24 protein-coding genes and 2 tRNA genes are annotated in these 26,998 nt (G+C 65.9%); 15 read left to right on the top strand and 11 right to left on the bottom strand.

The features are described from left to right. From argC to C725_RS00120, 3 genes are all read left to right on the top strand, one after another. The gene (gene argC, locus C725_RS00130) at positions 1 to 1,047 is read left to right on the top strand and encodes an N-acetyl-gamma-glutamyl-phosphate reductase (RefSeq protein ID WP_008599388.1); all 1,047 of its coding nucleotides are present in this window, start codon (positions 1 to 3) and stop codon (positions 1,045 to 1,047) included. Beyond that, positions 1,044 to 1,580: a gamma carbonic anhydrase family protein gene (locus tag C725_RS00125; protein ID WP_008599387.1), complete on the top strand. Its 537-nt coding sequence runs from the start codon at positions 1,044 to 1,046 to the stop codon at positions 1,578 to 1,580. Before argC ends, C725_RS00125 begins: the two co-directional genes overlap by 4 nt. Positions 1,581 to 1,648: 68 nt before the next feature. Continuing rightward, complete coding sequence (locus tag C725_RS00120; protein ID WP_008599386.1) at positions 1,649 to 1,834, top strand: DUF1328 family protein; 186 nt, start codon at positions 1,649 to 1,651, stop codon at positions 1,832 to 1,834. Positions 1,835 to 1,853: 19 nt separating this feature from the next. Here C725_RS00120 and C725_RS00115 read toward each other — a convergent pair whose 3' ends face one another. The 8 genes from C725_RS00115 to C725_RS00080 form a co-directional block, all read right to left on the bottom strand. Beyond that, positions 1,854 to 2,864 carry an amine dehydrogenase large subunit gene (locus tag C725_RS00115; protein ID WP_008599385.1) on the bottom strand — a complete coding sequence of 337 codons (1,011 nt, stop codon included), beginning with the start codon at positions 2,862 to 2,864 and terminating at the stop codon, positions 1,854 to 1,856. A 161-nt stretch (positions 2,865 to 3,025) separates the two neighbouring features. Beyond that, entirely contained in the window at positions 3,026 to 3,436 is a 411-nt protein-coding gene (locus tag C725_RS00110; protein ID WP_008599384.1) for a holin family protein, read from the bottom strand. Continuing rightward, positions 3,433 to 4,002: a glycoside hydrolase family 108 protein gene (locus tag C725_RS00105; RefSeq protein WP_008599383.1), complete on the bottom strand. Its 570-nt coding sequence runs from the start codon at positions 4,000 to 4,002 to the stop codon at positions 3,433 to 3,435. Before C725_RS00105 ends, C725_RS00110 begins: the two co-directional genes overlap by 4 nt. A gap of 322 nt (positions 4,003 to 4,324) precedes the next feature. Then, a tRNA-Pro gene (locus C725_RS00100) sits at positions 4,325 to 4,401 on the bottom strand. Between the two features lie 74 nt (positions 4,402 to 4,475). Next, complete coding sequence (gene prsT / locus C725_RS00095; RefSeq protein ID WP_420804912.1) at positions 4,476 to 7,268, bottom strand: XrtA/PEP-CTERM system TPR-repeat protein PrsT; 2,793 nt, start codon at positions 7,266 to 7,268, stop codon at positions 4,476 to 4,478. 122 nt (positions 7,269 to 7,390) lie between these two features. Beyond that, positions 7,391 to 8,749: a PEP-CTERM-box response regulator transcription factor gene (prsR, locus tag C725_RS00090; protein ID WP_008599380.1), complete on the bottom strand. Its 1,359-nt coding sequence runs from the start codon at positions 8,747 to 8,749 to the stop codon at positions 7,391 to 7,393. Further along, positions 8,746 to 10,797, bottom strand: coding sequence for an XrtA/PEP-CTERM system histidine kinase PrsK (gene prsK, locus C725_RS00085; protein ID WP_008599378.1), 2,052 nt, complete (start codon positions 10,795 to 10,797; stop codon positions 8,746 to 8,748). The genes prsR and prsK overlap by 4 nt, the downstream gene beginning before the upstream one ends. Continuing rightward, a complete protein-coding gene (locus C725_RS00080) occupies positions 10,794 to 12,176 on the bottom strand; it encodes a TIGR03013 family XrtA/PEP-CTERM system glycosyltransferase (protein WP_008599376.1) in 1,383 nt (460 codons plus the stop codon). The genes prsK and C725_RS00080 overlap by 4 nt, the downstream gene beginning before the upstream one ends. A gap of 202 nt (positions 12,177 to 12,378) precedes the next feature. Here C725_RS00080 and C725_RS00075 point away from each other — a divergent pair, with 202 nt between their 5' ends. The 7 genes from C725_RS00075 to fghA all read left to right on the top strand — a co-directional run bounded on the left by C725_RS00075 (position 12,379) and on the right by fghA (position 20,023). Continuing rightward, complete coding sequence (locus C725_RS00075) at positions 12,379 to 13,515, top strand: mannose-1-phosphate guanylyltransferase/mannose-6-phosphate isomerase (RefSeq protein ID WP_008599375.1); 1,137 nt, start codon at positions 12,379 to 12,381, stop codon at positions 13,513 to 13,515. Between the two features lie 106 nt (positions 13,516 to 13,621). Then, positions 13,622 to 13,714 (top strand) — tRNA-Ser (locus C725_RS00070). A 127-nt stretch (positions 13,715 to 13,841) separates the two neighbouring features. Beyond that, positions 13,842 to 15,968: a malate synthase G gene (locus tag C725_RS00065; protein ID WP_008599374.1), complete on the top strand. Its 2,127-nt coding sequence runs from the start codon at positions 13,842 to 13,844 to the stop codon at positions 15,966 to 15,968. Between the two features lie 4 nt (positions 15,969 to 15,972). Beyond that, positions 15,973 to 17,079 carry an S-(hydroxymethyl)glutathione dehydrogenase/class III alcohol dehydrogenase gene (locus C725_RS00060; protein WP_008599373.1) on the top strand — a complete coding sequence of 369 codons (1,107 nt, stop codon included), beginning with the start codon at positions 15,973 to 15,975 and terminating at the stop codon, positions 17,077 to 17,079. Positions 17,080 to 17,119: 40 nt separating this feature from the next. Further along, positions 17,120 to 17,500, top strand: a complete 381-nt coding sequence (locus tag C725_RS00055; protein WP_008599372.1) for a VOC family protein — start codon at positions 17,120 to 17,122, stop codon at positions 17,498 to 17,500. Positions 17,501 to 17,525: 25 nt separating this feature from the next. Beyond that, on the top strand, positions 17,526 to 18,392 hold the full coding sequence (gene purU / locus C725_RS00050; RefSeq protein ID WP_008599370.1) for a formyltetrahydrofolate deformylase: 867 nt from the start codon (positions 17,526 to 17,528) through the stop codon (positions 18,390 to 18,392). Positions 18,393 to 19,180: 788 nt separating this feature from the next. Further along, positions 19,181 to 20,023 carry an S-formylglutathione hydrolase gene (gene fghA / locus C725_RS00045; protein WP_008599368.1) on the top strand — a complete coding sequence of 281 codons (843 nt, stop codon included), beginning with the start codon at positions 19,181 to 19,183 and terminating at the stop codon, positions 20,021 to 20,023. Positions 20,024 to 20,050: 27 nt separating this feature from the next. On the opposite strand, the gene C725_RS00040 is transcribed toward fghA, so the two are convergent. Beyond that, positions 20,051 to 20,542, bottom strand: a complete 492-nt coding sequence (locus C725_RS00040; protein WP_008599367.1) for a response regulator — start codon at positions 20,540 to 20,542, stop codon at positions 20,051 to 20,053. Positions 20,543 to 20,723: 181 nt separating this feature from the next. On the opposite strand from C725_RS00040, the gene cysD reads away from it, so the two are divergent. The 3 genes from cysD to C725_RS00025 are packed head-to-tail and all read left to right on the top strand — an operon-like array spanning position 20,724 to position 24,761. Then, entirely contained in the window at positions 20,724 to 21,830 is a 1,107-nt protein-coding gene (gene cysD, locus C725_RS00035; RefSeq protein ID WP_008599365.1) for a sulfate adenylyltransferase subunit CysD, read from the top strand. Then, entirely contained in the window at positions 21,830 to 23,764 is a 1,935-nt protein-coding gene (gene cysN / locus C725_RS00030; RefSeq protein ID WP_008599364.1) for a sulfate adenylyltransferase subunit CysN, read from the top strand. The genes cysD and cysN overlap by 1 nt, the downstream gene beginning before the upstream one ends. 37 nt (positions 23,765 to 23,801) lie before the next feature. Next, positions 23,802 to 24,761, top strand: a complete 960-nt coding sequence (locus C725_RS00025) for a hypothetical protein (RefSeq protein WP_008599363.1) — start codon at positions 23,802 to 23,804, stop codon at positions 24,759 to 24,761. A 13-nt stretch (positions 24,762 to 24,774) separates the two neighbouring features. Here C725_RS00025 and C725_RS00020 read toward each other — a convergent pair whose 3' ends face one another. Next, positions 24,775 to 25,020, bottom strand: coding sequence for a hypothetical protein (locus C725_RS00020; RefSeq protein WP_008599362.1), 246 nt, complete (start codon positions 25,018 to 25,020; stop codon positions 24,775 to 24,777). 158 nt (positions 25,021 to 25,178) lie between these two features. Then, positions 25,179 to 25,577, bottom strand: coding sequence for a hypothetical protein (locus C725_RS00015; protein WP_008599361.1), 399 nt, complete (start codon positions 25,575 to 25,577; stop codon positions 25,179 to 25,181). A gap of 146 nt (positions 25,578 to 25,723) precedes the next feature. On the opposite strand from C725_RS00015, the gene C725_RS15075 reads away from it, so the two are divergent. Together C725_RS15075 and C725_RS00005 are read left to right on the top strand one after the other, a co-directional pair. After that, positions 25,724 to 26,434 carry a hypothetical protein gene (locus C725_RS15075; RefSeq protein WP_008599360.1) on the top strand — a complete coding sequence of 237 codons (711 nt, stop codon included), beginning with the start codon at positions 25,724 to 25,726 and terminating at the stop codon, positions 26,432 to 26,434. A gap of 106 nt (positions 26,435 to 26,540) precedes the next feature. Continuing rightward, on the top strand, positions 26,541 to 26,998 hold a 458-nt coding region (locus C725_RS00005), incomplete at its 3' end, for a BglII/BstYI family type II restriction endonuclease (RefSeq protein ID WP_038280932.1).

Below are 26,998 nucleotides of genomic sequence, written 5' to 3'. Positions count from 1 at the left end.
GTGACAGACAGGACGTTCAAGGTCGCCGTGCTCGGCGCCTCCGGCTACACGGGCGCGGATTTCGTCAGGCTCGCCAGTCGGCATCCACGGCTGGAGATTGCCGGGCTCGGCGCGAACGCCAAGGCGGGGCAGAACATGTCGGATATCTGGCCGCATTTCCTGCCCCTGCGGCCGCTGCCGGTTCTGCAGCCGGCGGAGGAGATCGACCTTGAGGCCATGGATGTCGTGGTCGGCTGTCTGCCGCACGGCGCCAGCGCAGAGATCCTGTCGCGGATCGAAGGACCGCGCATCATCGATCTGTCGGCGGATTTCCGTCTGCGAAGCGCGGAGACCTATGCCGACTGGTATGGCGGACCGCATCCGGCGCCGGCGCTGCTGCCGGACGCGGTCTATGGCCTTAGCGAGTTTGCGCGGGATCGGCTCCCCTCGGCCCGGATCGCCGCCTGCCCCGGCTGCTATCCCACCGCGGCCCTGCTTGCGCTGCTGCCGGGCCTGATGGCGGACATGATCGCGCCCCGCAATATCTCGATCATGGCACTCTCTGGCGTTACCGGTGCCGGGCGTGCGGCGAAGGAGGCCAATCTGTTCGCGGAGGTGGCGGAGGCCGTGCATCCCTACGGCCTTGGCGGCCATCGGCACATGCCGGAGATCGAGCAGGAACTGTCCGCCGCAGCGCGCGCCGCCGTCACGGTCAGCTTTGTCCCGCATCTGATTCCGATGAACCGGGGCGAGCTGGAAACGATCACCGTCGAACTGGCCCCCGGCCGTTCCGCCCAGGAGCTTCGCGGCGCCATGGTGGACCGGTACGAGGACGAGCCGTTCGTGCACGTCCTGCCGGAGGGGACGGCACCCGCCACCCGCATGGTACGCGGGTCCAATCATGCCGTCCTCAACGTCTTCGCAGACCGGGTGCCGGGGCGCGCCATCATCGTCGCGGCGATCGACAATCTGGTGAAGGGGTCGTCCGGACAGGCGCTGCAGAATCTGAACCTGATGCTGGGCCTGCCGGAGACGATGGGGCTGGAACAGGGGCCGCTTTTCCCATGATCATCCCCTTCGCCGGCAAGACGCCGCGCATCGCGGAGGGGTGCTTCATCGCGCCCGGCGCGCAGCTGATCGGCGACGTCGACATCGACGAGGGGGCGAGCGTCTGGTACAATTGCGTGCTGCGCGCCGAGGGGCCGCCGATCCGGCTGGGCGCGAGGTCCAATGTCCAGGACGGCAGCGTCCTTCACATCACCCGCCGCAACCAGGGCACGATCATCGGTGCGGACTGCCTGATCGGGCATATGGCGATGGTCCATGGCTGCACCCTACACGATCACAGTTTCGTCGGCCTGGGCGCGATCGTCATGGACGACTGCGTCATCGAAACCGATGCCATGCTGGCGGCGGGCGGCATGCTGACACCCGGCAAGACCATCCCCACTGGCGAGCTGTGGGGCGGGCGCCCCGCCAGGTTCATGGCGAAGATGAGCCCGGAGCAGATTGCCAGAAACCGCCGCGGCTGCGCCGAATATGCCAAGCTGGCGCAGGCCCACCGCGCGGCCCTGAAGGACGCCGGCGAAAACCCCCGCTAGCCCAAGGGAACGGACACCCCCTTCAATCGCTTCTGCTTCAATGCCCTAGCGAAAGGAATGTCCGTCCCATGTTAAAACTTGCCCTCATCTTCCTTATTGCCGGATTGGTGCTCGGCGCGCTCGGTTTCGGCGGCATTGGCGGCGCCTTCGTCGGCATCGCCAAGATCCTGTTCTTCATCGCCATCGCACTGTTCGTCATCTTCCTGATCCTTGCCTTTCTGGGCGGGAAGAAGGTGAAGGACACGATCGGCTAGAGATGCACCGTCCGCAGCGTCAGCCCGGCTGGCGCTGCGGTTTGGGCAGCGTGCGCACCGGCGAAATCCCGAGCCCGTCGCTGCCCTCGCCCGCGCCCAGCCGGCGCAACACCTTGCCACTGGCAAAATCGATTTCCGCAATACGCCCATCGGCGGTTTCGGCCGCATAGAGGCGCGAGCCGTCCGGCGACCAGATCAGCGTCACCTGCTGGCTCGCCTCCTCGCCGCTGACCGGGATCGTCCGCACGACCTTCCGCGCCGCGACGTCGATGATGCTGATGCTGCCATCCTTCAGATTGCTGGTGGCCGCCCATTTCCCGTCAGGCGAAATGGCGATGCGGATCGGCATGGCGCCGACGTCGATGCTGGCAAGACGCTCCCCCGTCATGGCGTCGAGCACATAGACCGTGTTCGACGCCCGGTTCGCGACCCAGAGTTCGCTGCCGTCGTTCGACAGGTCCAGCCCCTCCGGCTCGTCCGCCGCCGTGAAGTCGGTCAGTTTCTTGCCCGCCGCAAGGTCGATGACCGTTACCGTGCGGCTGCCGAGATTGGAGACATAGGCGCGTCCCCGCTCCTCATCGACCACGACCATGTGACTGGTTTCCTGATCCGTCGGAATGGCGGATGCACGGCCGCAATCCGGCGTGAACAGCGTCAGCGTCCTGCTGCCCTCCGTCGTTGCGAGGATGCCGCCCGACTGCGTCCAGACGATGCCATGCGGACGCGCATTGGGCGCCAGATTGCACGTGCCGATCTTCTTCATCCGCTCCACATCGAACAGATCGACCGTCGTTTCGCCGTAATTGACCACGAAGGCGCGACGGCCGTCCGGCGAGACCGCGATCTCGTGCGGCATGTCGCCGGTCGGCAGCCGCGCCGCCTCCTTCCCCGTTTCAAGGTCGATGAAGCTGACCGTATCCTCCGCTTTGTTGCCGACGAGAAGCGTCTGGGCAGCGGACGGGGCGGCGCCCGTTATGGTGGCGGCAAGCGCGCCGATGAGCGCGGCGGAAGCGAGAAGCGTGTTTTTCATGTGCAGGACCTTAGCAGCAGTCGCCCGGCCGGTCAGGAGGCGAAACGTAACGGCCGGGCGCTGGAAGTTGACAGGTTTTCTATGAGGCAAAGTTGACAGTCTGGACACTCACCGCGCGGGCGCGCGCGTGAGGCTGTCCCCGCGCGCGCCCATCGCCGTCCCTATTTCTCCCCCTTCGTCTTTCCCCAGCTGCGCGCGGCTGTGTAGCCGAGATAGCCCGTGCCGAAGAGGACGTAGAGCGGTTCGGGAATGCCGTTCAGATACGCCGTCATCCCGCGCGCGATCGCCTCTGCCGTCGCAGGCTGCACCGCGCTGATCAAACCCATGGGAATGGCCCAGAGGAGAAGCGCGTACATGACGTAGAGGAAACTCGGCCGCGCCCGCGACGTCCACGGGTCGGCGGACTGCGCCTCCACCACGATGGCGGACAGTTCCGCACGCACCCGCTCAAGATCCTGCTGGTTCTGCATGCGCAGCAGTTCCAACTTGGCCCGGTCGCGGGCCTCAGGGTCGGGAATCACCTTGTCGATCAACCCGGCAATCGGGCCGATCAGGCTGCCGAGGACGCTCATGCCCGGCCTCCCTCGGCCGCATTGCCCAGACGGTTCGCCAGCCAGCCGTAAACGAAGCTCTCGTTCGCGGCGCGGGCCTCCGCAAGCTCGATGTAGCGGGCACCCTGCAGCGCATCGAGGGCGCGAAGCAGGACCGCTTCGCCGGATGGTCCCCGCCGGGTGCGAAAGGCGCTGAGCGCGGCGAGCGTGGCCGCGTCGACCTGCCGTGTCAGCGGGATGTCGGCCCAGTCGCGCCCCTGCCGGTTGAGGGCGTTCAGGGCGCGTTGCAGAAAGGCGGCGGCAACGGCCGGGCCCATGTTGACGCCTGTGTCAAAAAGCTCCTCCGCAACGCGCGGCACGATCTTCGCAACCTGATCGAAGGCGGGTGCGGTCCAGTAGCGGGTTTCGTAGATCTCGTAGGCCAGAGCGCGCGGGAAGGAACGCATGGGGCCGTGATAGCCATTGGCCGCCGCCGTTGCGGCGGTGATACCGAATTTGGTCGGGCCGCCGCGGTCGTGCGGATGGTTGGCATAGCCGCCCTCCCGCTCGACAAGCTCGGTGATCAGGCGGTCGATTTCTCTTGTCATCGTCAGTGCTCCCGTTTCGAGGAGCACGAGTAGTAAACACAGGATTTCCTATTTTGGAAGCCGGCGGCAGGGCGGGTGGTGGACCCCTGCCTTCGCAGGGGTGACGAGGTTTTCTGGGGAACGGCTGTCCGGACCTTTGGGGGACAGCTGTTCGGGCCCTTGGGGGACGGCCGTGCGGGCCTTTAGGGGGACGGCTGTCCGGCCTTTGGGAGGACGGCTGTCCGGCCTTGGGGGGACGGCTGTCCGGGCCTTTGGGGGGACGGCTGTGCGGGCCGTGGCTGGAAAACCGGACGTGCGTGCGACTGCGGTATGGGGGAAGGACTGGTCGGAGCGACAGGATTCGAACCTGCGACCCCCACACCCCCAGTGTGATGCGCTACCAGGCTGCGCTACGCTCCGACCGAGCCCGCGGCTCTAAAGACCGCGGGCGATTTGTGCAAGTCCGCTTCTCCGAACGGCGGAGGAAAAGCGGATCAGCCGCCGAGACGCTTGAGGAGCGCGCGCGCCTGACCGGCCTCCGCGAACTGTGCATTGCCGTTCAGCGACTGGCGAACCGCCTGCAACGCCTCCGACCGCTGGCCATTGGCGAGATAGGCCTGCGCCAGGTGGTAGCGGATTTCCGGATTGCCGGGCACGGTCGAGGACGCACGGCGCAGGAGCTTCAGCGCCAGCGCCTTGTCGCCGCCCGTCCTGAGCAGCGCCCAGGCATAGGTATCGGCAATCGCCGGATTGGCCGGCGCCATGTCATAGGCCAGCTTCGCCACCGGCACCGCGCGCGGATCCTTGATCTGCAGATAGGCGTAGGCGAGGTTGTTGAGGACGCCCGGATCGCGGTTGCCGATGACCTTGCGCAGCGATTCGTAGTTCGCCGCCGCCTGGCGGTACTGGCCGGCGTTCAGCTGCAGCTCCGCGATCGAGCCGAGGGAACCCGGATCCTTCGGATTTTCCTTCTTATAGGCTTGCAGGATCTTGATCGCATCGGCGTCGCGGCCAAGCTCGCTGTAGGCCTGCGCGATGGCGCGCGCCGTCGACAGGTCGAAGGTCTTCTTGCGCGCGGCGGACAGGGCGGCGAGCGCGTCCTTTGGCCGGTCGGCAAGCAGATAGGCGCGGCCGAGTGCGACCTCCGCCACGTTGGAATCGGGCTGCTCGTTGCGCAGGCGAACGGCCCATTCCCGCGCCTGATCGATGCGCCCCTCCCGCGCCTCCAGAGCGATCAGCTCCAGATAGGCGGGCGTCGTATTCTCGCCGGTGATGGTCAGCGCGCGCTGGAACGCACGCCGGGCATCGTCGGTCTCACCGTTCGCCTGCAGCGCGCGGCCAAGAAGGATGCGCGGCAGCAGCCGGTCCGAATCGACAGACACCATGCGGTCGAACAGGGACACGAGCTGATCCTGACGGCCGCTCGCCTCGTAAATGCGCGCCGCCGCGAGCAGCGCCGCGGAATTTTCCGGGAAGTCGCGAAGCAGGGACGACGCCTCGTTCTGCGCCCTGTCCGGCTGATTCGCGGCCAGATAGGCATCGGCCAGCGCGATACGCGGAGCCGGCGCATCGCGGTCGACGGAGGTCGCCTGTTGCAGCCACTCCAGCTGTTCGCGCCGGTCGCCCTGCTGACCGGCGATCTCCGCCAGCGTCATCAGCGCGCGCGTGTCGCGATTGTTGTCGTTGACGACCTTTCGCAGCTCGTCCTTGGCGGCGCCCGTATCGCCCTTGGCGATCAGGATCTGGGCCAGATTGCGCCGCGCCTCCGCATAATCGGGCTTCTTGTCGAGCGCCGTGCGGAACGCCTGTTCGGCCTTGGCCCGGTCCCCCTGGCCGATCAGCGCGCCGCCCAGCAGATTGTACCCGATGGGAAGCTGCGGATGCGCCTTGATGATCCGCTGGGAGGCGGCCTCGGCTTCCCCGAAGTCCGCGTCCTTCATGTTGATCAGCGCCAGCATCATCAGGCCGGACAGCGACTCCTGGTCCTTGTTGAGGACATCCTGCACCGTGCGTTCGGCAAGTTCGGTGTCGCCCTCCATAAGCTGGGTCATGGCGAGCTGGTTCTGCACGGACGAATCGCCGGACATCTCCTCCGCCTGCTGAAGATAGGCCTGCGCCTGCTGGGCGTTGCCGGTTCGCGCCATGGCGGCGCCGGCAATGGCATAGGTGCGCGCGTCGGCGGCATCGGCGTCGAGGATGGGCTGGATGGTGTTCAGCGCCCCCTCCGCATCGCCCTTCTGCATCTGTGCGGAGGCGTAGAGCTTTCGCGCGGTGACGCTGTTCGGCACGCGTCCGACGAGGCGGCCCAGGAAATCGTTCGCCGTGTCGACATTGCCGGCATCGAGCGCAAGCAGTCCCTGCAGCATCATGGCGGGCGCGAACTCGTTCACCATGCCGCGCGTCTGCTGCATGAGCTGGCGCGCCTTGTCGGTGTTGCCCTCCCGCGTTTCCAGAACCGCCTCTAGGTACAGAGCCATGGGATGGTTGTTCACGAGGCCGTTGATACGCTCCAAATCGGCCCGCGCCTCTTCGTCGCGGTTGAGGTCCCCGAGCGTGGCGGCGCGCTCCAGCAGCCCCTCCAGACTGTTGCGATCCACCTCCACCGCACGGTTGAAATAGGGAAGCGATGCCTCCAGCCCCTCGCTGCGGCGCGCGATATTGCCCATGGTGATGAGCGACTGGATATGACCGGGCCGCTTTTGCAGCGCGGGCTGCAGCAGGGCCTTCGCCTCGTCGGCCTGTCCCAGGGCGAGCAGGAAACGCGCAACGACGTTCACCGTGTCGAGATCGTCCGGGGACAGGGCAAGCGCGCGGTTGAACTCGCGCTCGGCCGTTTCAAGGTCGCGATTGCCGGCGGCGACCTGTCCCCGCAGGCGCGCGGCATAGCCGGCGAATTGCGGCTCGAAATCGGTGCTGTCCAGAATCTGCGAGGCCTGATCGGCCTTGCCCTGGAGCAGGAGGGCATGCGCCATCAGGTGCTGAACCTTGGACCGGGGCGTGCCGTCCTCAATCGCGGTTTCGAGTTCGGTCTGCGCCTCCACCCCGTTGCCGAGCGCGAGCGCGGTCCTCGCCATCATGATGCGGGCGAGCGCGTTGTTCGGATTCGCCTTCAGCGCGTTCAGAAGCTGGATCCGGGCCGTGCGGTAATCGCCCGCCTGATAGCTGCGAAAGCCGTTTTCATAGGCATCCGAGGCCGCGGATTGTTCATCCGCCCAGGCCGGCGACACAGTAAGCGGCACCGCCGCGCCAAGGACGAGCGCCGTGCCCGCCAGTTTCAATCCGCGCATGCGCGCACCCGCTTTCTTGTCAGACATTGCCATATTCCTCCCCCGCTATGACGTCCCGGCATTACCACAGCATTTCAGCACCGGGCTTTATCGCCCGGTCGCCGTCCGGTCGCCGCCCGGCCTCACGACACTTCAATAGCATATTGTTTTAGAAGATCATAAAGCGTCGGACGACTGATCCCGAGCAATTTCGCCGTTCCCGATATATTGTTGTCCGCCCGTGCGAGCGCCATCTTGATCGCCTTCCGGTCGGCCTCCTCACGCGCCTGACGCAGGTTCAGCGGCTCGTCGTCCTCCGCCTCTCCCAGATCGAGATCGCCGGCGGCCACCCGTGATGCATCCGCCATGATGACTGCGCGCTTAATGCGGTTCTCCAGCTCCCGAACATTGCCCGGCCAGGGCCAGTCCTCGATGGCGGCGAGCGCGGCGGGTTCGAAGCCGGAGAGCTTCCGGTTCATTTCGGACGAAAATTTCCGAAGGAAATGATGCGCGAGAAGGACGGGATCGCCCGGACGCTCCGCGAGCGACGGGATGCGCACGACGACCTCGGCGACGCGGTACCAGAGATCCTCACGGAAGCTGCCGGCGGCGATCATCTCCTCAAGATTCTGGTGCGTCGCGCAGACGATGCGGACGTCGACGGGGATCTGCTTGCGGCCGCCGATGCGCTCGATGACGCGCTCCTGCAGGAAGCGCAGCAGCTTCACCTGCAGCGGCAGCGGGATGTCGCCCACCTCGTCCAGGAACAGCGTGCCGCCCTCGGCCAGCTCGATCTTGCCCTCGGTGGTCTTCGCCGCGCCGGTGAACGCGCCCTTCTCGAAGCCGAACAGCTCCGCCTCGAGCAGGTTCTCGGGGATGGCGGCGCAGTTGATGGCGACGAAGGGCGCCTTCGCGCGCGGGCTCGATTCGTGCAGGCCGCGAGCGAGCAGTTCCTTGCCGGTGCCGCTGGCGCCGAGCAGCATGACGGAGACATCCGTCGTCGCCACACGCTCAATCATGCGGCAGACCTTCTGCATGGGATCGGCGGCGGTGACGAGGCCGCCAAGCTCCGTATTCGCCTGAGCGCTGGCGAGGGCGCGGTTCTCCTCCTCGATCTCGTAGAGGTGAAAGGCGCGGCCGACGATGAGGCCGAGGGCGTCGATGTCCACCGGCTTCTGGTAGAAATCGTAGGCGCCGCTGGCGATGGCGCGCAGCGCACTTTCGCGGGCGCCGTGGCCGGACGCGACGATGATCTTCGTGTCGGGTTTTGCCGCCAGCAGCTCCTCCAGCGCGGCGAACCCCTCGCTGGTGCCGTCCGGGTCGGGCGGCAGGCCGAGGTCGAGCGTGACGACGCGCGGTTCGTGCAGGCGCATCATGTCCATCGCCTCCTTGCGGCTGCCCGCAATGACGACCTCATAGTCCTCATAGGCCCATTTCAGTTGGCGCTGCAGCCCCTCATCATCCTCCACGACGAGAAGCACCCGGTCGTTCCTGGCCTTCATTCTTGCGCCCCGCTTTCGGTTGTGGCGCGGATGGGAAACCGCACGATAAAGCTAGATCCTTCTCCCGGCCGGCTGAGCACCTCCAGCGTGGCCCCCTCTCCCTTCAAGAGCTCGCGCGCCTCGTAGGCGCCGATGCCGAACCCCGCGGGCTTGGTCGAACGGAACGGCTTGAACAGTTCCTCTCGCACGAACTCCGCCGTCATGCCGGTGCCGCGATCGTCGACGATCAGCGTGACCGCCCCGGCCTCGTTCCGCAGGCGGATATGCACGGGCGCCCCCTCCGCACTCGCATCAAGGGCGTTCTGCACGATATGTTCAACCGCCTGCTCGATTTTAGCGCCGTCGCCTTCGATTTGAAGCGGATAATCGTCCGCGTCGAGAACGACGTTGGCACCGGCCCGCACCTTGGCGCGCTGAAGGCCGGACGCCATGGCGCGAAGGTCGAAGGTCTCGCTGGTCCGCGGCGCCCCCTGCGTCTGGCCGAGGCGCACGAGCAGATCGTTCATCTTTCCGACCGAGCTTTTCAGCGTGGCCACCATGTCGCTGCGGAAATCCGGATTGTCGGCATGGCGCTCCGCATTGCGGGCGAGCAGGCTGAGCTGCGACACCAGGTTCTTGATGTCGTGCATGATGAAGGCGAAGCGGCGGTTGAACTCCTCGAACTTGCGCGATTCCTCCAGGCTGGCGAGCGCGCTCTGCTCCGCGATGTAGCTGGCGCCCTGGCGGCCGACGGTGCGCAAGATATCGAAATCCTCCCAGTCGAGGTCGCGGGCGGCGCGCGGCTGTTCCAGGAGGATGACGCCGATCGGTTCCTCCAGATGTATGAGAGGTACGAGCAGCCACAGTCCCGGATGCGCGGCCATGTCGGGCGCGAAGCGCGCGGACACGTCCCCCTCCGCCACGAGAATGCGCCCCTCCTCCGTCATCAGCCGGCGCAGTTCCGGCGGCAGGGAGAACCCCTCCGGCGTCAGCGACCGGAAGTTCCACTGCGCGGCGGGTTCGAACCGGTCGGCGCCGCCCAGGCGAAAGAGAATGCCGCCGGGCGAATCGACGATGCTGGCGATGGCCTGGATCACCCGCTCGCTAAGGCTGCCGAAACCCGGACCGGATCGCGCCACGGTGGCGATGAACCGCAGCCACTCCTCCCGGTAGTCATATTTGTAGGCGAAGAAATGTTTGTTGATCTTCACCCGGATCCAGGCGCGCGCCCGGCCCGAAAGAAGCACGATGCCGCCAATGACGACCGCAGCGAAGACGAGGAGGATCTGGAGGAGACGTCCCCAGTCACCGCCGACGAAGCCGAGCAGATAGGCCGCGATCGACATGCCGATGAGGTAGATGCCGATGGCGCCCAGCGCGAAGGTCTGGAACGCCGCCTGCCGGGACAATTGCATGGAAAGATTACGGTTGCGCACGGCCGCGATCAGGAAAAGCGGCGTAACGAGCGCATTGGCCGCGCCGCGCGCATCGAAGAAGGCGATGGAGAGCGCCGGGTCGAGAAGCGCCAGCGTCGACCAGTTGAGGTCGTAGGCGAAGAGGCCGGCAAGCGCGAGGCAGAGCGTGCTGAGACTCCAGCGATTGGCGGGCGCGCTTGAAACGTATAGGTTGTGGGTAAGGACGAGGCCGCCAATCGCGACCGCCACGCGGGACAGGTCGACGAGGAACGGCAGCGGCGCGGTGAGCCCATATCCCGCAGCCGTCACCAGATCGAGCGCGAGCTGCAACGCGATCAGCGCGTAGAGCGACAGGATGACCTGACGGCTGGGATTGCGGCTTTCGTCCGCCCAGCTTGCCTTCATCATGACGCCGATGAAGACGATCCAAGCGCCGCTGCGCAGCGTCTCCCCCAGCGTCAGGACGAGCGCATAATGGCCGCCCGTGGTGATCGCATAGGCCAGCGCCGCGGCCCAGAGTGCATGGACGCCGGCCGCCAGCGCCAGCCATGTTGTCAGGCTGCGCTGCTTGCCGATCAGAAGGACGAGGATCGCAAGCAGCGTGTAGGATGCCGCGGCAATCCAGTGGCTGAAAATCGCGGTTTCGCCCGTCAACGCACCCCGTCCTGCCAGATGACGACGCGCATCGTCTGGATAAGAATGACAAGGTCGATGAACAGCGAATAATTCTTAATGTAGTAGAGGTCGTATTCCAGCTTGTGGCTCGCATCCTCCATGCTGGCGCCATAGGGATAGTTGAGCTGCGCCCAGCCCGTTATCCCCGGCTTCACGATATGGCGTTCGTTATAGAAGGGGATCTGCTCTGCCAGCTCCTTCACGAACACGGGCCGTTCGGGCCGCGGGCCGACAAAGGACATATCGCCCTTCAGCACGTTGAAGATCTGCGGGATTTCGTCGATCCGGGTCTTCCGCAGCAAACGGCCCACCGGCGTCACGCGCGGATCGCCGGCGGCCGCCCATTTCGCGCCGTCACGCTCCGCATCCTGAACCATGGAACGGAATTTCGCGATGGAGAAGGTCCGGCCGAACTGTCCCACACGCTCCTGCCGGTAGAAGACGGGACCGGCGCTGGTGGTTTTTACGGCGATGGCGGCAAGCACCAGAATGGGCGAGGTCAGAAGCAGCAGGACCGTGCTGGAAACGATGTCGAAAATGCGCTTCGAGGCGACTGACCATCCCGAACTGCCGAGAAACCCGTCAGAAAAGATGAGCCAGGAGGCGCTGACGCTGGCGAGATCCACGCGGCCCGACATGCGTTCGAGAAAACTGGTCTTCTCCGACACCCGAACGCCGGAGAGCTTCGCCTCCAGAAGCTGCCTCGCCGGCAGCGCGCCACGCCGTTCGTCGAGCGCGAGGACGATCTCCTCGACATCGTTGCGCAGGCAGAAATCCGAGAGGGACTCGAGGTCCGACAGCATTTTCGCGTCCGATACGATGCGCTGCCCGGTGCCCAGCGCGAAGTGTTCGACAACCCGGAAACCGGACGTGTCCCTGTTCTCCAGCTCACGCAGGCGTGCGCCGCGGCTGCCCGCGCCGATGATGACGATCGGTTCGCGAAAGCTGCGCCAGCCGATGACCCACTGGAAGACGGCGCGCGTCGCCACCAGCGCGAACAGCGTCATCAGGATCGCGTAGAACAGCACACTGCGCCACAGGTTCAGCGTCGGAAAGATCAGCATGATGACCGAAAGGATCAGCACGGTGAGGACCAGCGCGAGCATGATCCGAGCGCTGGTCATGCGCAGCGTCCGGAAGGACGAAAGCTGATAGGCGCCGACGCCAAGGAGCATGACGTAAACGGTCGCCGTATAGGTCAGCAGTTCCGGAAGCTGCGAGGTCAGCGGTTCCGCCCCGCCGATCTGCGACACGCGCAATTGCCAGGCGAACAGCGCAGACAGGAAGACGAGGACCGTCTCGATCAGACCGAGGATCAGCAGCGACCTGGGAAAATAATGGCGAAATAAGCGGATCAAATGGCGGCGTCCCGTAATGCTTCGTTTCGCGCCGGTGTGAACTCCCCTCTCTCGTCCCTCGCCGGCGCGCGTGTCCGAATCGGCCGCTCGCAATCCCCCTGGGGAACGGCGCTGCTTGTGGACATTCGCGAAAGCCCATATCCGCAAACTCTTAACGCGTCACTAGGATCGAAACCATGATTGCGAAGAGAGCGGGAAGCCGATGACCGAAAGCAGCGCGAGCGAAGACGGAGAAATGGGCGGTGCGACACGGGCAATCGGCGCCGACATCTGGCCGGTCATCCTATCCGGCGGCAGCGGCACGCGGCTGTGGCCGCTGTCGCGAACGGAGCGGCCGAAGCAGATGCTGACACTGGGACAGGACCAGCCGATGATCCTGGCGACGGCGGCCCGCGCGGTGGGCGCGGGCTATCACGATCCGATCGTCGTCGCCGGAGAGGCGCACCGGGAACTGGTCGAGAAAGCCTTTGAAGGCGCGCCATTGTCGGCGCTGATCCTGGAGCCGGCGGCGCGCAACACCGCCCCCGCCATCGCCATGGCCGCCCATCATGTCGCGGCCGCGGATCCCGAGGGCCAGATCCTGGTCATGCCCTCCGATCATCTGATTCGCGACGAGGCAGCCTTTCGCCGGGCGGTGGACAGCGCCCGCGAGCTGGCGACGGACGGCTGGCTGGTCACCTTTGGCATACAACCCGATCATCCGGAAACGGGTTACGGCTATATCGAGGCGGGGGAGCCACTGGGCGCCGCCGGACGCCGCGTCGCCACCTTCCGCGAAAAGCCGGACCGCGAAACGGCGGAGGACTTCCTGAGAAGCGGCGGCTTTTACTGGAATGCCGGAATCTTCCTGATGAAGGCGCGCGCCTATCTGGACGCGCTGGCCGCGCATGAACCGCGCATTGCCAGCGCCTGCGTCGAGGCCTTCGAAGCCTCCGGCGCGGCCGGCAAGGTGGTACGGCCGGGCTATGACGCATTCTTCCGCTGCGCCTCGCAATCCATCGACTATGCCGTCATGGAGCCGGCCGAGAAGAAAGCGGTGGTTCCGGTCGATATGGGCTGGTCGGACATCGGATCGTTCGCGGCCCTGCACGAAGTGCTGGCGCAGGACGAGGACGGCAATGTCGCGGTTGGCGATGCGCTGGTGGAGGACTGCCGCGGATCGCTGCTGTGGTCGGACGGCCCGCTGATCGGCGCGGTCGGCCTCGACAATCTGGTGGTCGTGGCGGCGGAGGACTGCGTCGTCGTCCTGCCTCGTGAGCGGGCGCAGGACGTGAAGGCCATCGTCGAGAAGCTGAAGGCGGCGGGCCGCAGCGAGACGGAGCGCGTGACACCGCGCTGAAACCGGCCCCCGTAAAGAAAGTTTCGGCGGCGGGCATGGGCGGCGTTGAACTGCGCGCGCCCTGCCGTTATAGCGCCGCCTTCCGGCCGGCACACGGCGCTTTTGCGGGCACGTGGGTGAGTGGCTGAAACCAGCGGTTTGCTAAACCGCCATACGGGGTTGACCCGTATCGAGGGTTCGAATCCCTCCGTGCCCGCCACCGTCCCACCCTCCCAACTTAGACGGGTCTTCGCTGCCGGCGGCGGCTGCGCGGGATTCCAGGCCTGACACGAGCCCCGGTGCCCGCTAGTCAGTCGGCCGGAACGTGGTGAGGGAGGATCTTGCGAATGACGATGCGCGCCGGGCTTGAGGTCGACGATACGCTCTGCCGGTTTGTGGAGGCCGAGGCGCTGCCCGGGTCGGGGATCGAGGCGGATGCGTTCTGGAGCGGGCTGGAGAGCCTGCTTACCGACCTGTCGCCGAAGAATGCGTCCATGATGGAGCGGCGTGCGGATTTGCAGCGGCGGCTCGACGACTGGTTCGCCGCGCGGAAGGGCAAGGATGTGGGCGGCGCCGAGGCGCGGGCGTTTCTGGAGGAGATCGGCTATCTGGTGCCGGAACCGGCGCCGTTCCGCATCGAGACGGCGAATGTCGATGCGGAGCTGTCGACGCTGCCGGGGCCGCAACTCGTCGTGCCGATCACCAATGCGCGCTATGCCCTGAACGCCGCGAATGCGCGGTGGGGCAGCCTGTACGACGCACTTTACGGCACGGACGCGCTGGGGAGCGCGCCGCCGGCCGGCGGCTATGACGAGGCACGCGGCGCAGAAGTGATCGCGCGGGCGAAAGCGTTCCTGGACGACACCTTCCCTTTGGCGAGCGGACGTCATGCGGATGTCGAGACCTACCGGATCGAGGAGGGCGCGCTCGTGCCGGCGCTGCGGGATGCCGGGCAGCTTGCCGGCTGGCGCGGCGCGGCGGACGCGCCGGAGGCGGTGCTGCTGGTCAACAACGGCCTGCACGTCGAAATCCTGATCGATCGCGCGCACCGCATCGGCAGGGACGACCGCGCCGGCGTGGCCGACCTGATCGTCGAAAGCGCCGTCTCCACCATCTGCGACTGCGAGGATTCGGTGGCGACGGTGGACGGCGAGGACAAGACGCTGGCCTATCGTAACTGGTTGGGCCTGATGAAGGGTACGCTGGCCGCGAGTTTCCACAAGGGCGGCGAGACGCTGGAGCGCACGCTGGAGGGGGACCGGGTCTACACCGCGCCGGATGGAGGCGCGCTTGTCCTGCCCGGCCGCTCCGCCCTGCTGGTGCGGAATGTCGGGCACCATATCCAGACCGGGATTGTGAAACTGGACGGAGAGACGGTGCCCGAGACGTTCGTGGATGCGGCCGTCACGGCGCTGTGCGCGCTGCACGACCTGAACGGCAAGGGCCCGCACCGCAACAGCCGTGCGGGCAGCGTCTATATCGTGAAGCCAAAGCTGCACGGACCGGAGGAGGTCGCGCTGGCGTGCGAGCTGTTCGGCCGGGTCGAGGATCTGCTGGGTCTGGCGCGCGGCACGCTGAAGATCGGCGTCATGGACGAGGAGCGGCGCACCAGCGCCAATCTCGCCGCCTGCATCCACGCCGCGCGCGAACGGCTGGTCTTCATCAACACTGGCTTCCTCGACCGGACGGGCGATGAGATCCACACGGTGATGGCCGGCGGGCCGGTGCTCAGAAAGGACGAGATCAAGAAGGCAGCTTGGATCGACGCCTATGAAGCGCGCAATGTCGGCATCGGCCTCGCCTGCGGGCTGAAGGGCAAGGCGCAGATCGGCAAGGGCATGTGGGCCGCCCCCGACCGCATGGCGGACATGATGCGCGAAAAGATCGGGCATCCGAAGGCCGGCGCCACCTGCGCCTGGGTCCCCTCCCCCACGGCCGCGACGCTGCACGCGCTGCACTATCACCAGCTGGATGTCATGGCGCGGCAGGACGAACTGGCGGCGGAGCCAGTGACCGGGCGCGTGGATGATCTGCTGACGCCGCCGCTTGCCGCCGGCCGCAACTGGACGGAGGAGGAGGTTCGGCGCGAACTGGAGAACAATTGCCAGGGCATTCTCGGCTATGTCGTGCGCTGGGTCGATCAGGGGGTCGGCTGCTCGAAGGTGCCGGACATCGAGGATGTCGGGCTGATGGAGGACCGGGCGACGCTGCGCATCTCCTCCCAGCATATCGCCAACTGGCTGGCGCACGGCGTGGTCACAAGGGATCAGGTCGAGGAGACGCTGCGGCGCATGGCGGCGATCGTCGACCGGCAGAACGAGGGCGACGCCGCCTATCGCCCCATGGCCTCGACGTTCGACGGGCCGGCCTACAAAGCCGCGCAGGCCTTGATCTACGACGGGGAGACGCAACCTAATGGGTACACCGAATTCCTGCTGACAGAATGGCGCCAAGCCGCGAAAGGAGCCGCATAATTCCATGAAGACAAGAGCCGCCGTCGCCTTCGAGGCGAAGAAGCCGCTGGAAATCGTCGAGCTGGACCTGGAAGGCCCCAAGGAGGGCGAGGTGCTGGTCGAGATCATGGCGACCGGCCTTTGCCACACCGACGCCTACACCCTGTCCGGCACCGATCCGGAGGGGAAATTCCCCGCCGTGCTGGGTCATGAGGGCGCGGGTATCGTACGCGAAATCGGCGCGGGCGTCACGAGCGTGAAGCCGGACGATCATGTCATTCCGCTCTACACGCCGGAATGCCGCACCTGCGAATATTGCCTGAACCCGAAGACGAACCTGTGCCAGCGCATCCGCTCCACACAGGGTCAGGGCCTGATGCCGGACGGCACCAGCCGGTTCCGCTACAAGGGCGAGACCATCTATCATTATATGGGCACCTCGACCTTCTCGAACTTCACCGTGCTGCCGGAGATCGCGGTCGCGAAGATTCGCGACGACGCGCCGTTCGACACGAGCTGCTATGTCGGCTGCGGGGTGACGACCGGGGTCGGCGCGGTGGTGAACACGGCGAAGGTGGAACCGGGCAGCCGCGTCGTCGTCTTCGGCCTGGGCGGCATCGGCCTGAACGTCATACAGGGCGCGAAGATGGCGGGCGCCAGCCAGATCGTCGGTGTCGACATCAACCCCGACCGCGCCGAATGGGGCCGCAAGTTCGGCATGACCGACTTCCTGAACCCGAAGGACGGCGGCGATATCGTCGAGCGAATCGTCAACCTGACGGGCGGCGGCGCGGACTACAGCTTCGAATGCATCGGCAATACGGACGTGATGCGCCAGGCGCTGGAATCCTGCCACAAGGGCTGGGGCGAAAGCATCATCATCGGCGTCGCCGGCGCGGGCGAGGAGATCGCAACCCGCCCGTTTCAGCTCGTCACGGGCCGCAGCTGGCGCGGTTCGGCATTCGGCGGCGCGCGCGGGCGCACGGACGTGCCGAAGATCGTCGACTGGTACATGAACGGCCAGATCGAGATCGACCCGATGATCACCCACAAGCTGTCACTTGAGGAGATCAACAAGGGCTTCGATCTGATGCATGAGGGGACATCGATCCGCGCCGTCGTGGTTTATTGAGCGAAGCCGGACCGGACACGAAAAAGAAGGGGAAGCGGAAATGTTCAGTCACGTCATGGTCGGGTCCAACGACATCGACCGGTCTCGGGCTTTCTACGACACGCTGTTCGAGGCGCTGGGCGGCAAGCCCGGCCGCGTCGATCCGAAGGGCCGCATCATGTACCTGCACGGCGGCTCCGTCTTCATGGTGACGAAACCCATCGACGGAGAGCCGGCGACGAATGGCAACGGCATGACCATCGGTTTCGCCGCCGACAGCCCGGAACAGGCCGACGCCTGGCACGAGGCGGGCCAGAAAGCCGGCGGCAGCGCCATCGAGGATCCGCCCGGCGTGCGCGAAGGCGCGGGCGTGAAGCTGTACCTCGCCTATCTGCGCGATCCGGACGGCAACAAGATCTGCGCCATGCACCGCATGACCTGACGGAGATCGATGTGAGATCCCGGCCGTGACCGCGGAACCCGCCTGCATATTGACGCTGACCTGCAAGGACGGCGTCGGGATCGTCGCGGCCGTCAGCGGTGTGCTGGCGGATCGGGGCGGCTTCATTCTGGACAGCCAGCAATATGCCGACCTGGAGACGGGGCGCTTCTTCATGCGCGTCGTCTTTCAGGCGGCCGGCGGCCGGACCCTGCCGCCGATCGAGACGCTGCGCGCGGCAATGATGCCGGTGGCCGAACGCTTCGGCTTCGACTGGTCGCTGACCGCGATGGACGATGCGCCGCGCGCGGTGGTCGCCGTATCGCGCGGGCTGCACTGTCTGGCCGACCTGCTTCTGCGCCAGAGCGCCGGGACTCTGGGCATGCGCATCGCGGCCGTCGTCGGCAATCACGATGTCGGACGCGAGTTGACGGAATGGCACGGCATCCCGTTCCACCATCTGCCCGTCACGGACGACACCCGGGCGGCGCAGGAGGCGGATATCCAGCGCGTGATGGCGGAGGCCGGCGCCGACTATCTGATCCTCGCCCGCTACATGCAGGTGCTGTCGCCGGACCTGACGCGGGCGCTGGCGGGGCGCTGCATCAATATTCACCACAGCTTCCTGCCCGGCTTCAAGGGCGCGAAACCCTATCACCGGGCACACGAACGCGGCGTCAAGCTGATCGGCGCGACCGCCCATTTCGTGACCGAGGATCTGGACGAGGGGCCGATCATCGAACAGGCCGTCGAGCGCGTCGATCACCGCGCGAGCGTCGAGGATCTGATCCACACCGGGCGGGATATCGAAGCGCAGGTCCTCGCCCGCGCCGTAGACTGGACCGGCCGCCGCCGCGTCCTTCTGAACGGCCAGCGGACGGTGGTGTTTCGGTAGCGGACAGGTCCTTCTTCGTTCTCTGCCCTGCTCGTGAGCCTTCGAAGGCTGCGGCCAAGGCTGGTCCGTGGTGCGCGCATGGACCCCTGCCTACGCAGGGGTGACGAAAAATGTGCACTCGTTTCCAAGACCACACCTCGTCACCCCTGCGGAGGCAGTCCATCGTCAGGGGTGACGGAAAGATGCACGCGTCCTGGCAGCGCGCGCCGCCAAGCGGAACCACCGATGCTCGGCATGGCCGGCAGACGCGCGGTCGGTCAAGCCGTCACGCTCTCGTCTTTCTCCCCCTCTTTACCTCGTCGCCCCTGCGAAAGCAGGGGGTCCATCGTCGGGAGTGCGAGAAAAACGGCGGCAGGCAGACGGGCGGCCGAGCAAGCCGTCACGCTCTCGTCTTCCTCCCCTCATGACCTCATCACCGCTGCGGAGGAGCCATCGCCGGGGGTGACGAAAAGAAGCATGGTCGCCGCAGCGCGCGCCGCTCACCGGAATCCCCCTATGCTCGGCATGTCGGCAGGCGGACACGCGGCCGATCAGGCCTTCAGGCCCTCGTCTCCCCCTCATCGCCTCGTCACCCCTGCGAAGGCAGGGGTCCATCGAGGGTGTGATCTCGCGTAATCGGATACGGTCGGCTGGGAGGAATCGCCCGCTGCCCCTTGCGCGGGGCGCTGCCCGTGACGAAGGCGAGCCTCATGCGTTAGGGACGCGCCGAATGGAACGCCGGCGCGGCGTGGCCGCTGTCGGGCAGCAGGGCCGCCTGCGCCGCGGAAACAGGGAAGAAGGAACCGGACATGGAAACCGTATCGACGAACAAGAGCCATGGCGGCACGCAGGGCGTCTACACGCACGCCTCCGACGCCACGGGTACGGACATGACCTTCTCCGTCTTCGTGCCGCCGCACGAAAAGGGCGCGGCGCTGCCGGTGCTGTGGTATCTGTCGGGCCTGACCTGCACCCACGCGAATGTCACGGAAAAGGGCGAGTACCGCGCCGCCTGCGCCGAGCACGGCATCATCTTCGTCGCGCCGGACACGAGTCCCCGCGGCGACGACGTTCCCGACAAGGATCAGTACGATCTGGGCAAGGGCGCAGGCTTCTATGTCGATGCGACCGAGGCGCCCTGGGCCGGGAATTACCGCATGAAAACCTATGTCGAGGAGGAACTGCCCGGCCTGATCGGCGACATCTTTCCCGCGGACATGGAACGGCAGTCGATCATGGGGCATTCGATGGGCGGTCACGGCGCGCTGACCATCGGGCTGCGGCATGCGGATCGGTTTCGCAGCATCTCCGCCTTCTCCCCCATCGTCTCGCCCCTGTCCTGTTCCTGGGGGCAGGAGGCGCTGCGTCTGTATCTGGGCGATGACGAGGATGCGTGGCGCGCCCATGACGCCTCCGCGATGATCGCGGACGGCGCCCGCCATCCGCATCTGCGCGTCGATCAGGGGACCGACGATCAGTTTCTGGAGGAGCAGCTGAAAACCGGCTTTCTGCGGGACGTCTGCAAGGAGCTGGGGCAGGACCTGGAGCTGAATCTGCGCGCCGGCTACGATCACAGCTATTATTTCATCTCCACCTTCATGGCGGAGCATGTCGGCTGGCATGCCGAACGTCTGAAAGAGGGACGCCGCTAGAAATCCGTCACGAAATCGAGATGAGGGTTAGCGTGCTCCGGCCGAATTGGCGGAGCCGCCCTCTTCCGCATCGCCGTTCCCGTCGGCATCGCCGTTTTCGCTCGCATCGCCTGCTTCGTCCCGGTCCTGCGTTTCGAACAGCGCGGCGACAGCCTTCAGGATTTCGGCTTCGGTCGACGGCTTCTGAACGACCTGCGCGCCGCCGAACTCGCTGGCGATCTGATCCGCGTCCGTCGATCCGGTATGGAAGATGAAAGGAATGCCGCGCGCCTGAAGCTCCCGCGCCAGTTCCCGCCCATCCTTGCCCGCCATGTCGATGTCGATGATGGCCGCGTCCGGTTCGAAAAAGTCGCCATCGATGACGGACATGCACGCCGCCATGCGGTCGCAGATGCGAATGCTGTGCACACCGGAATAGCGCAGCTTCACCTCCAGCCCCATGGCCGGGATGACCTGATCCTCCGCCACCAGGATGTTCTTGCCCTGTAACAAGGACTTGATGCGTTCGGTGTCGCTCATAGGCACCCCCTTAGAGCCGTTTTCGTGACAATCAACTGAACAGGATCGCCCGGCGCCGGACGGCGGTTCCCTGCAGCTGGAGATGGAAAGCCTCTTCTAACGACACAAGGTAAAGTTTGTTTAATCGCCTCCCGCATTCGGACTATTGCCGCACCGACCACAAACGTGGGAAGGATCCCATATGGCCGATGCGGATATTGCGGACCTGGTGGCACGCGCAGAGCGGGCGGCAAGCGCGCTTGGCCAGTCGCTGACCACCATTTCCCGAAAAATCCTGAACGACGGCAAGGGGATCGCGCGGCTTGCGGCCGGCGGTCAGCTGACCGTCAAGACGCTGGCGGCGGCGCGCAAACGCCTCGCGGAACTGGAAGGACAGGATGTGACGCAAAAGACCCTGACCCATCTCGACCGGCTGGAGGCCGAGAGCATCCACATCATGCGGGAGGTGGCGGCGACCTGCGAAAATCCGGTCATGCTCTATTCGGTGGGCAAGGATTCCGCCGTCATGCTGCACCTGGCCATGAAGGCATTCTACCCCTCGAAACCGCCCTTCCCGCTGATGCATGTCGATACGGGGTGGAAATTTCGCGAGATGATCGCCTTTCGCGATGCGGAGGCGGAGCGGCTGGGTCTCGACCTGATCGTGCACCAGAACCAGGAAGGCCTGCGCGACGGCGTCGGCCCGTTCACGCACGGGTCCGCGGTCCACACCGACGTCATGAAGACACAGGCGCTGAAACAGGCGCTGACCCAGTATGGGTTCGATGCGGCGTTCGGCGGGGCGCGGCGCGACGAGGAGAAAAGCCGGGCGAAGGAGCGCGTCTTCTCCTTTCGCAGCGCACAGCACCGCTGGGACCCGAAGAACCAGCGGCCGGAGCTGTGGAACATCTACAATACGCATGTCCACAAGGGCGAGAGCATGCGGGTCTTTCCGCTGTCCAACTGGACGGAACTGGATATCTGGCAATATGTCTACAAGGAGGAGATCCCCCTCCCCTCCCTGTATCTCGCAGCGCCGCGGCCGGTGGTGGAGCGTGACGGCGTGCTGATCATGGTCGACGACGACCGCATGCCGCTGGACGATGGAGAGGTGCCGCAAGAGCGCATGGTCCGCTTCCGCACCCTCGGCTGCTACCCGCTGACGGGCGCGGTGGAGAGCCAGGCGGCGACGCTGCCCGACGTCATCCAGGAAATGCTGCTGACCACCACATCCGAGCGGCAGGGACGCGTCATCGATTCGGACGCGGGCGCCTCCATGGAGCTGAAGAAGCAGGAAGGGTATTTCTGATGGCGGACCATGCAGCCGGCAGCACATCCTATCGTCCCGACGCGCAGATCGCCTCCGACATTCTCGGCTATCTGGACACGCACGAGAAAAAGGGGCTGCTGCGCTTCCTGACCTGCGGCAGCGTCGACGACGGCAAATCGACGCTGATCGGGCGCCTGCTCTACGACACGAAGATGATCTACGAGGATCAGCTGGCGGCAGTCGAACGCGATTCACGGGTGTCCGGCACGACGGGCGACGCCCCCGACCTGGCGCTGCTGGTCGACGGACTGGCGGCGGAGCGCGAACAGGGCATCACCATCGACGTCGCCTATCGCTTCTTCTCGACGGAAAAACGCAAGTTCATCGTCGCCGATACGCCGGGGCACGAACAATATACGCGCAACATGGCGACGGGTGCCTCCACCGCCGATGTCGCCGTCATCCTGATCGATGCCCGGCGGGGCGTGCAGGTGCAGACGCGGCGCCATGCCTTCATCGCCTCCCTCCTCGGCATTCGCCACGTGGCCGTTGCGGTCAACAAGATGGACCTCGTCGGCTTTTCGCAGCGCGTCTTCAACGACATCGAGGAGGAGTTCCGCGACTTTGCCGGCACGCTCGGTTTCGACGATATCGCGATGATTCCCATGAGCGCGCTGACGGGCGACAATGTGACGGCGAGAAGCGATGCCATGCGCTGGTACCGCGGCGATACGCTGCTCGGCTATCTGGAATCGATCGAGGTGCACCGGGAGGATGCGGATGCGCCCTTCCGCCTGCCCGTGCAGTGGGTGAACCGCCCCAATCTCGATTTTCGCGGCTTTTCCGGCACGATCGCTTCGGGGCGCGTGCGACCGGGGGACGAGGTGATCAGCATCCCGTCGGGGCGGCGCAGCCATGTGGCCCGCATCGTCACGGCGGACGGCGACCTGGAGGCGGCGCGCGCGGATCAGGCAGTGACGCTGGTGCTGGAGGACGAGATCGATTCCAGCCGCGGCGACATCCTGTGCGCACCCGCCCACCCCGCGGCCCAATCGGACCAGTTCCAGGCGAAGCTGCTGTGGATGTCGGAGACGGCCATGCTGCCGGGCCGGCAGTACCGGCTGAAAACCGGCAACAAGACCGTCGGGGCCTCAATCACCGCGCTGAAGCACCGGATCGACGTCAACGATTTCTCGGAAGAAGCGGCGAAGGTTCTGAAGCTGAACGAGGTGGCGGAATGCAACCTGTCGCTGGCGCAGCCCATCGCGTTCGACCCCTATGCGGAGAACCGGCGGACGGGCAGCTTCATCCTGATCGACCGGCAGACCAACGAGACGGTCGCGGCCGGCATGCTCGACTATTCGCTGCGGCGGGCGCAGAACGTCGTCTGGCAGGATCTGAACGTCGGCCGGCGCGAGCGGGCGGGCCAGAAGATGCAGCGGCAGGCGGTGCTGTGGTTCACCGGTCTGTCGGGCGCGGGCAAGTCCACCATCGCCAATCTGGTCGAGCGGCGCCTGTTCGACATGGGCCGCCACACCTATACGCTGGACGGCGACAATGTGCGCCACGGCCTGAACAAGGATCTGGGCTTCACCGATGCCGACCGGGTGGAAAATATCCGCCGCGTGTCGGAGACCGCGAAGCTGATGGCGGATGCGGGGCTGATCACGCTGGTCAGCTTTATTTCGCCGTTCCGATCCGAACGGCAGATCGCGCGCACGCTGATGCCCGACGGGGAGTTCATCGAAATCCATGTCGATACGCCGCTGGAGGTGGCCGAGGAGCGCGACGTGAAGGGCCTCTACGCCAAGGCGCGCGCGGGCAAGATCAAGAACTTCACCGGCATCGACAGCGCCTATGAGCCGCCGCTGCACCCGGAAATCAAGGTGAACACCGTCGCCATGACCGCGGAGGATGCGGCCACCGCCATCGTTGACTATCTGGAGGCAAACGGCTTTCTGACCAGCGAGTGAGGAGCCGGGCGGCACCGCCCCGAGGAGGAACGCGCGCATGGCCGACTACGACGTCTTCAACGGCGATGCGGACGGCATCTGCTCGCTGATCCAGCTGCGCCTGGCCGAGCCGAGAGACGCGGCGCTGATCACCGGCGTGAAGCGCGACATCGCACTGCTGTCGCGCCTGTCGGCCGCGCCCGGCGACCGCATCACCGCGCTCGACATCTCCATGCGCACCAATGGAGAGGCGCTGCGCCGGCTGCTGGACCAGGGCGCGGCGGTCTTCTACGCCGATCATCACAATGCGGGGGAAATCCCGGACCACCCGGCGCTGGACGCGGCCATCGACACGGGCAGCGACATGTGCACGGCGCTGATCGTCAGCGACCGGCTGGGCGGCGCATATGAACGCTGGGCGCTGGCTGCGGCGTTCGGCGACGGACTGGCGCACGTCGCGTCCGCCCGCGCGCGAAGCGCCGGCCTGACTGAGGCGGAGATCGAGACGCTGGCGCGGCTGGGCACGCTCCTCAACTATAACGGCTATGGCGCGTCGGTCGGCGATCTGCACTTTCCGCCGGATGCGCTTTACGGCCACGCCGCGCCCTTTGCCTGCCCCTTCGCCTTCATCGCGGAGCGGCCGGATATCTATGCGCGGCTGGATGCGGGATACCGGGAGGATATGGACGCAGCAGAGGGGGCGGCCGTGATCGACGAAACGCCGCGCACCTTCGTCATAGAGCTTCCCGACGCCGCTGCGTCTCGCAGGGTTTCCGGCGTCTTCGGCAACCGCCTGGCGGAAACGGTGCCCGGCCGCGCCCACGCGATCCTGACCGCGAGCCCTGGCGGCTATGTCGTCAGCGTACGCGCCCCGCATGAGCGGCGGGAGGGCGCCGATACGCTGTGCCTGCAGTTCGAAAGCGGCGGCGGCCGCGCGGGTGCGGCGGGCATCAACCATCTGCCGCGAACCGACCTCGACCGCTTCGTCGCGGCCTTTCGCACCGCATTCGGCGGCTGAGAACGCGCCGGCCCTAGCCGGCGATGACGGGGCCGCGCAGGCGCTGCCAGCGCTCGGCGGCGGCAGCCTCTGCCTCCGCCTGCCGGCGAAGCGCGATATGGTTGTCGAGGCGCACGCCGAAGAAAACGGCGATGAAGCAGTTGAGCGACATGTGCATCGCCTCTGCCGCGAAGGCCATGACGCCGCCTGCGATGCAAATGAGGACGACGACCGGAAACAGCCGCCGGTACAGCACGTCGCCAAACGTGACTCGGATCATGATTTTGGCCCCGAACGCTAGGATTCGAAGCCCCTTCATAAGCCGGAGCGCGTAAACAGCCGGTTGGCCGGCATGGTTAATTCCGCCCCCCGCGGCAGAGGGCCGCAGCGGGCAAGGCCGGGGCGGCCGCATGGTTAGCGGCCGCCCGGATAACAGGGTTAGCGGCAGGTGACGCCGTCATCGTCCTCCGACTTGCCGATATAGGCGCCGGCCGCGCCGCCCAGGATCGAACCGAGCAGCTTCGACCCGTCAGGCGCGAGGACATTGCCCAGCGTGCCGCCGGCCAGGCCGCCGATTATGAGGCCGGCGGTGCCGTCGTCGCGCTTGCAATAATAGCGGCCGTCGCTGCCGCGCCACACGCGGTCGTTCGCGTCGAGACGGCGGGCGCGGTAATCGCCCTTTCGGTAGTGGCGCGCCGCGTCCCAGTCGCGGTCGCGGTCGTGGTCCTTGGCACGCTTGCCATGCGCCTTCGCCCAGGGCGGCGGATCGGCGGCCGCCGGTGCGGCGATGGGAAGAGCCAGCGACGCCGCCGCGGCGGCGAGAATGAGGGTACGCATATTCACACTCCTTTTTCTTAACCTGTGTAGGAATACGCGCGGCGAACTGGCAGGAGCCTGAACGGTTTACAACGCGCGGTGAACCGGTGCGAGACGGCGATGAAGCGATGCTGGCCACGGGCAAACGGCGATTCTAGACTGGCGCCATGACACACAGACCCCTCGCCTCGCTGCTGCTGACCGCCGCCCTGCCCCTCTCGCTGGCGCTGGGCGCCTGCGGCAGCGAACCGCCCGCCGGGAATACGGAGGACCGGAGCGGTCTGTCGGAGCCCTCGGTCACCACACCCACGGGCGCGCCGATCCCCACCGAACCGGCGGACGCCCCGGCCGAGGCGCCGCCGCCGGACGCGCCGCCCGTGCGGCCGGAGCATGCGGACCGGCCCGCCCTGATCCCGCCCGCGCCGGGCGAGGAGGGCGGGCTGCCGGCGGGCCGCACGCCGCTTGAGGAGGGAGACATCGAGCCGGGCGGGGCCGAGGACGCCGCGCAGGTGGTGCAGCGGTACGGCGCTGCCTTGGAACAGGACGATTTCGCCGCCGCCCATGCCCTGTGGGGCGATGGCGGCAAGGCCAGCGGCATGAGCGCGGCGGAGTTCGCGGACTCCATGGCCCAGTATGAGGAAATCTACGTGATGACCGGCGCCCCGGGCCGCCCGAAGGGCGCGGCAGGCTCGCTCTACGTGACGGTGCCCATGCAGATGTACGGGCGGCTGCAAAGCGGCGACACGTTCAACAGGATCGGCCCCGTCACCCTGCGCCGCGTCAACGACGTCCCCGGCTCAACCGGAGCCCAACGCCGCTGGCACATCAGCGATACGGATTTGAAAGCGAAGGGGACGGTGCGGGTGGAGGGGGAGTAATTATGCCGAAAATCTTAAATGCGCTTTTTGAGAAGCAGGCTTTACGACATGGATATTCTGGCGAGGCCGGGTTGAGCGTATTTTCCGCGCTGTCTATGGCGCTGTAATGTCGACGTTGCATCTGATCCCGACCGACCTCCTCGATCTTTACCATGTCAACGAGTGGCGAAATGCAACGGGAATTTTACAGACGGCCTGTCCCGAAGAGTGGAGCGACATTCTAGCCGTCCTTCGTGGTTTCACCCTCTTGAAGTCTGAGGTCATCACAAAGGGCGGACGCAAATCACCGATTGCCAATAGAATAGATAGTCATTTTTACAACTTAGGGTGGCAGGAAAAGAGGTTTAACACGGCAATAAGCGTCGACGACCGCGAATATGAAAGTCCCACACACTCCGTCGATTGTTTCAAGGGCCGGGTTGGCGTGGAGGTCGAGTGGAATAATAAAGATCCGTTTTATGATCGGGATCTAAATAATTTCCGACTTCTCTTTGACCTCAGAGTTATAGACGTAGGCATTATTATCACCAGAGCGAGTGAATTACAGGCTGTTTTCAAAAAACT

Source organism: Pacificimonas flava (assembly GCF_000342165.1).
Taxonomy (GTDB): domain Bacteria; phylum Pseudomonadota; class Alphaproteobacteria; order Sphingomonadales; family Sphingomonadaceae; genus Pacificimonas; species Pacificimonas flava.
Note: the sequence above shows the minus strand (reverse complement) of the source record. Positions and strands in the feature narration are given on the sequence as shown.

Bases quoted from the DNA above. Each gene is read 5' to 3' on its own strand.
- C725_RS00125 (WP_008599387.1), top strand. From the start codon at position 1,044: ATGATCATCCCCTTCGCCGGCAAGACGCCGCGCATCGCGGAGGGGTGC.
- C725_RS00120 (WP_008599386.1), top strand. From the start codon at position 1,649: ATGTTAAAACTTGCCCTCATCTTCCTTATTGCCGGATTGGTGCTCGGC.
- C725_RS00115 (WP_008599385.1), bottom strand. From the start codon at position 2,864: ATGAAAAACACGCTTCTCGCTTCCGCCGCGCTCATCGGCGCGCTTGCC.
- C725_RS00110 (WP_008599384.1), bottom strand. From the start codon at position 3,436: ATGAGCGTCCTCGGCAGCCTGATCGGCCCGATTGCCGGGTTGATCGAC.
- C725_RS00105 (WP_008599383.1), bottom strand. From the start codon at position 4,002: ATGACAAGAGAAATCGACCGCCTGATCACCGAGCTTGTCGAGCGGGAG.
- prsT (WP_420804912.1), bottom strand. From the start codon at position 7,268: ATGCGCGGATTGAAACTGGCGGGCACGGCGCTCGTCCTTGGCGCGGCG.
- prsR (WP_008599380.1), bottom strand. From the start codon at position 8,749: ATGAAGGCCAGGAACGACCGGGTGCTTCTCGTCGTGGAGGATGATGAG.
- C725_RS00075 (WP_008599375.1), top strand. From the start codon at position 12,379: ATGACCGAAAGCAGCGCGAGCGAAGACGGAGAAATGGGCGGTGCGACA.
- C725_RS00065 (WP_008599374.1), top strand. From the start codon at position 13,842: ATGACGATGCGCGCCGGGCTTGAGGTCGACGATACGCTCTGCCGGTTT.
- C725_RS00060 (WP_008599373.1), top strand. From the start codon at position 15,973: ATGAAGACAAGAGCCGCCGTCGCCTTCGAGGCGAAGAAGCCGCTGGAA.
- C725_RS00055 (WP_008599372.1), top strand. From the start codon at position 17,120: ATGTTCAGTCACGTCATGGTCGGGTCCAACGACATCGACCGGTCTCGG.
- fghA (WP_008599368.1), top strand. From the start codon at position 19,181: ATGGAAACCGTATCGACGAACAAGAGCCATGGCGGCACGCAGGGCGTC.
- C725_RS00040 (WP_008599367.1), bottom strand. From the start codon at position 20,542: ATGAGCGACACCGAACGCATCAAGTCCTTGTTACAGGGCAAGAACATC.
- cysD (WP_008599365.1), top strand. From the start codon at position 20,724: ATGGCCGATGCGGATATTGCGGACCTGGTGGCACGCGCAGAGCGGGCG.
- cysN (WP_008599364.1), top strand. From the start codon at position 21,830: ATGGCGGACCATGCAGCCGGCAGCACATCCTATCGTCCCGACGCGCAG.
- C725_RS00025 (WP_008599363.1), top strand. From the start codon at position 23,802: ATGGCCGACTACGACGTCTTCAACGGCGATGCGGACGGCATCTGCTCG.
- C725_RS00020 (WP_008599362.1), bottom strand. From the start codon at position 25,020: ATGATCCGAGTCACGTTTGGCGACGTGCTGTACCGGCGGCTGTTTCCG.
- C725_RS00015 (WP_008599361.1), bottom strand. From the start codon at position 25,577: ATGCGTACCCTCATTCTCGCCGCCGCGGCGGCGTCGCTGGCTCTTCCC.
- C725_RS15075 (WP_008599360.1), top strand. From the start codon at position 25,724: ATGACACACAGACCCCTCGCCTCGCTGCTGCTGACCGCCGCCCTGCCC.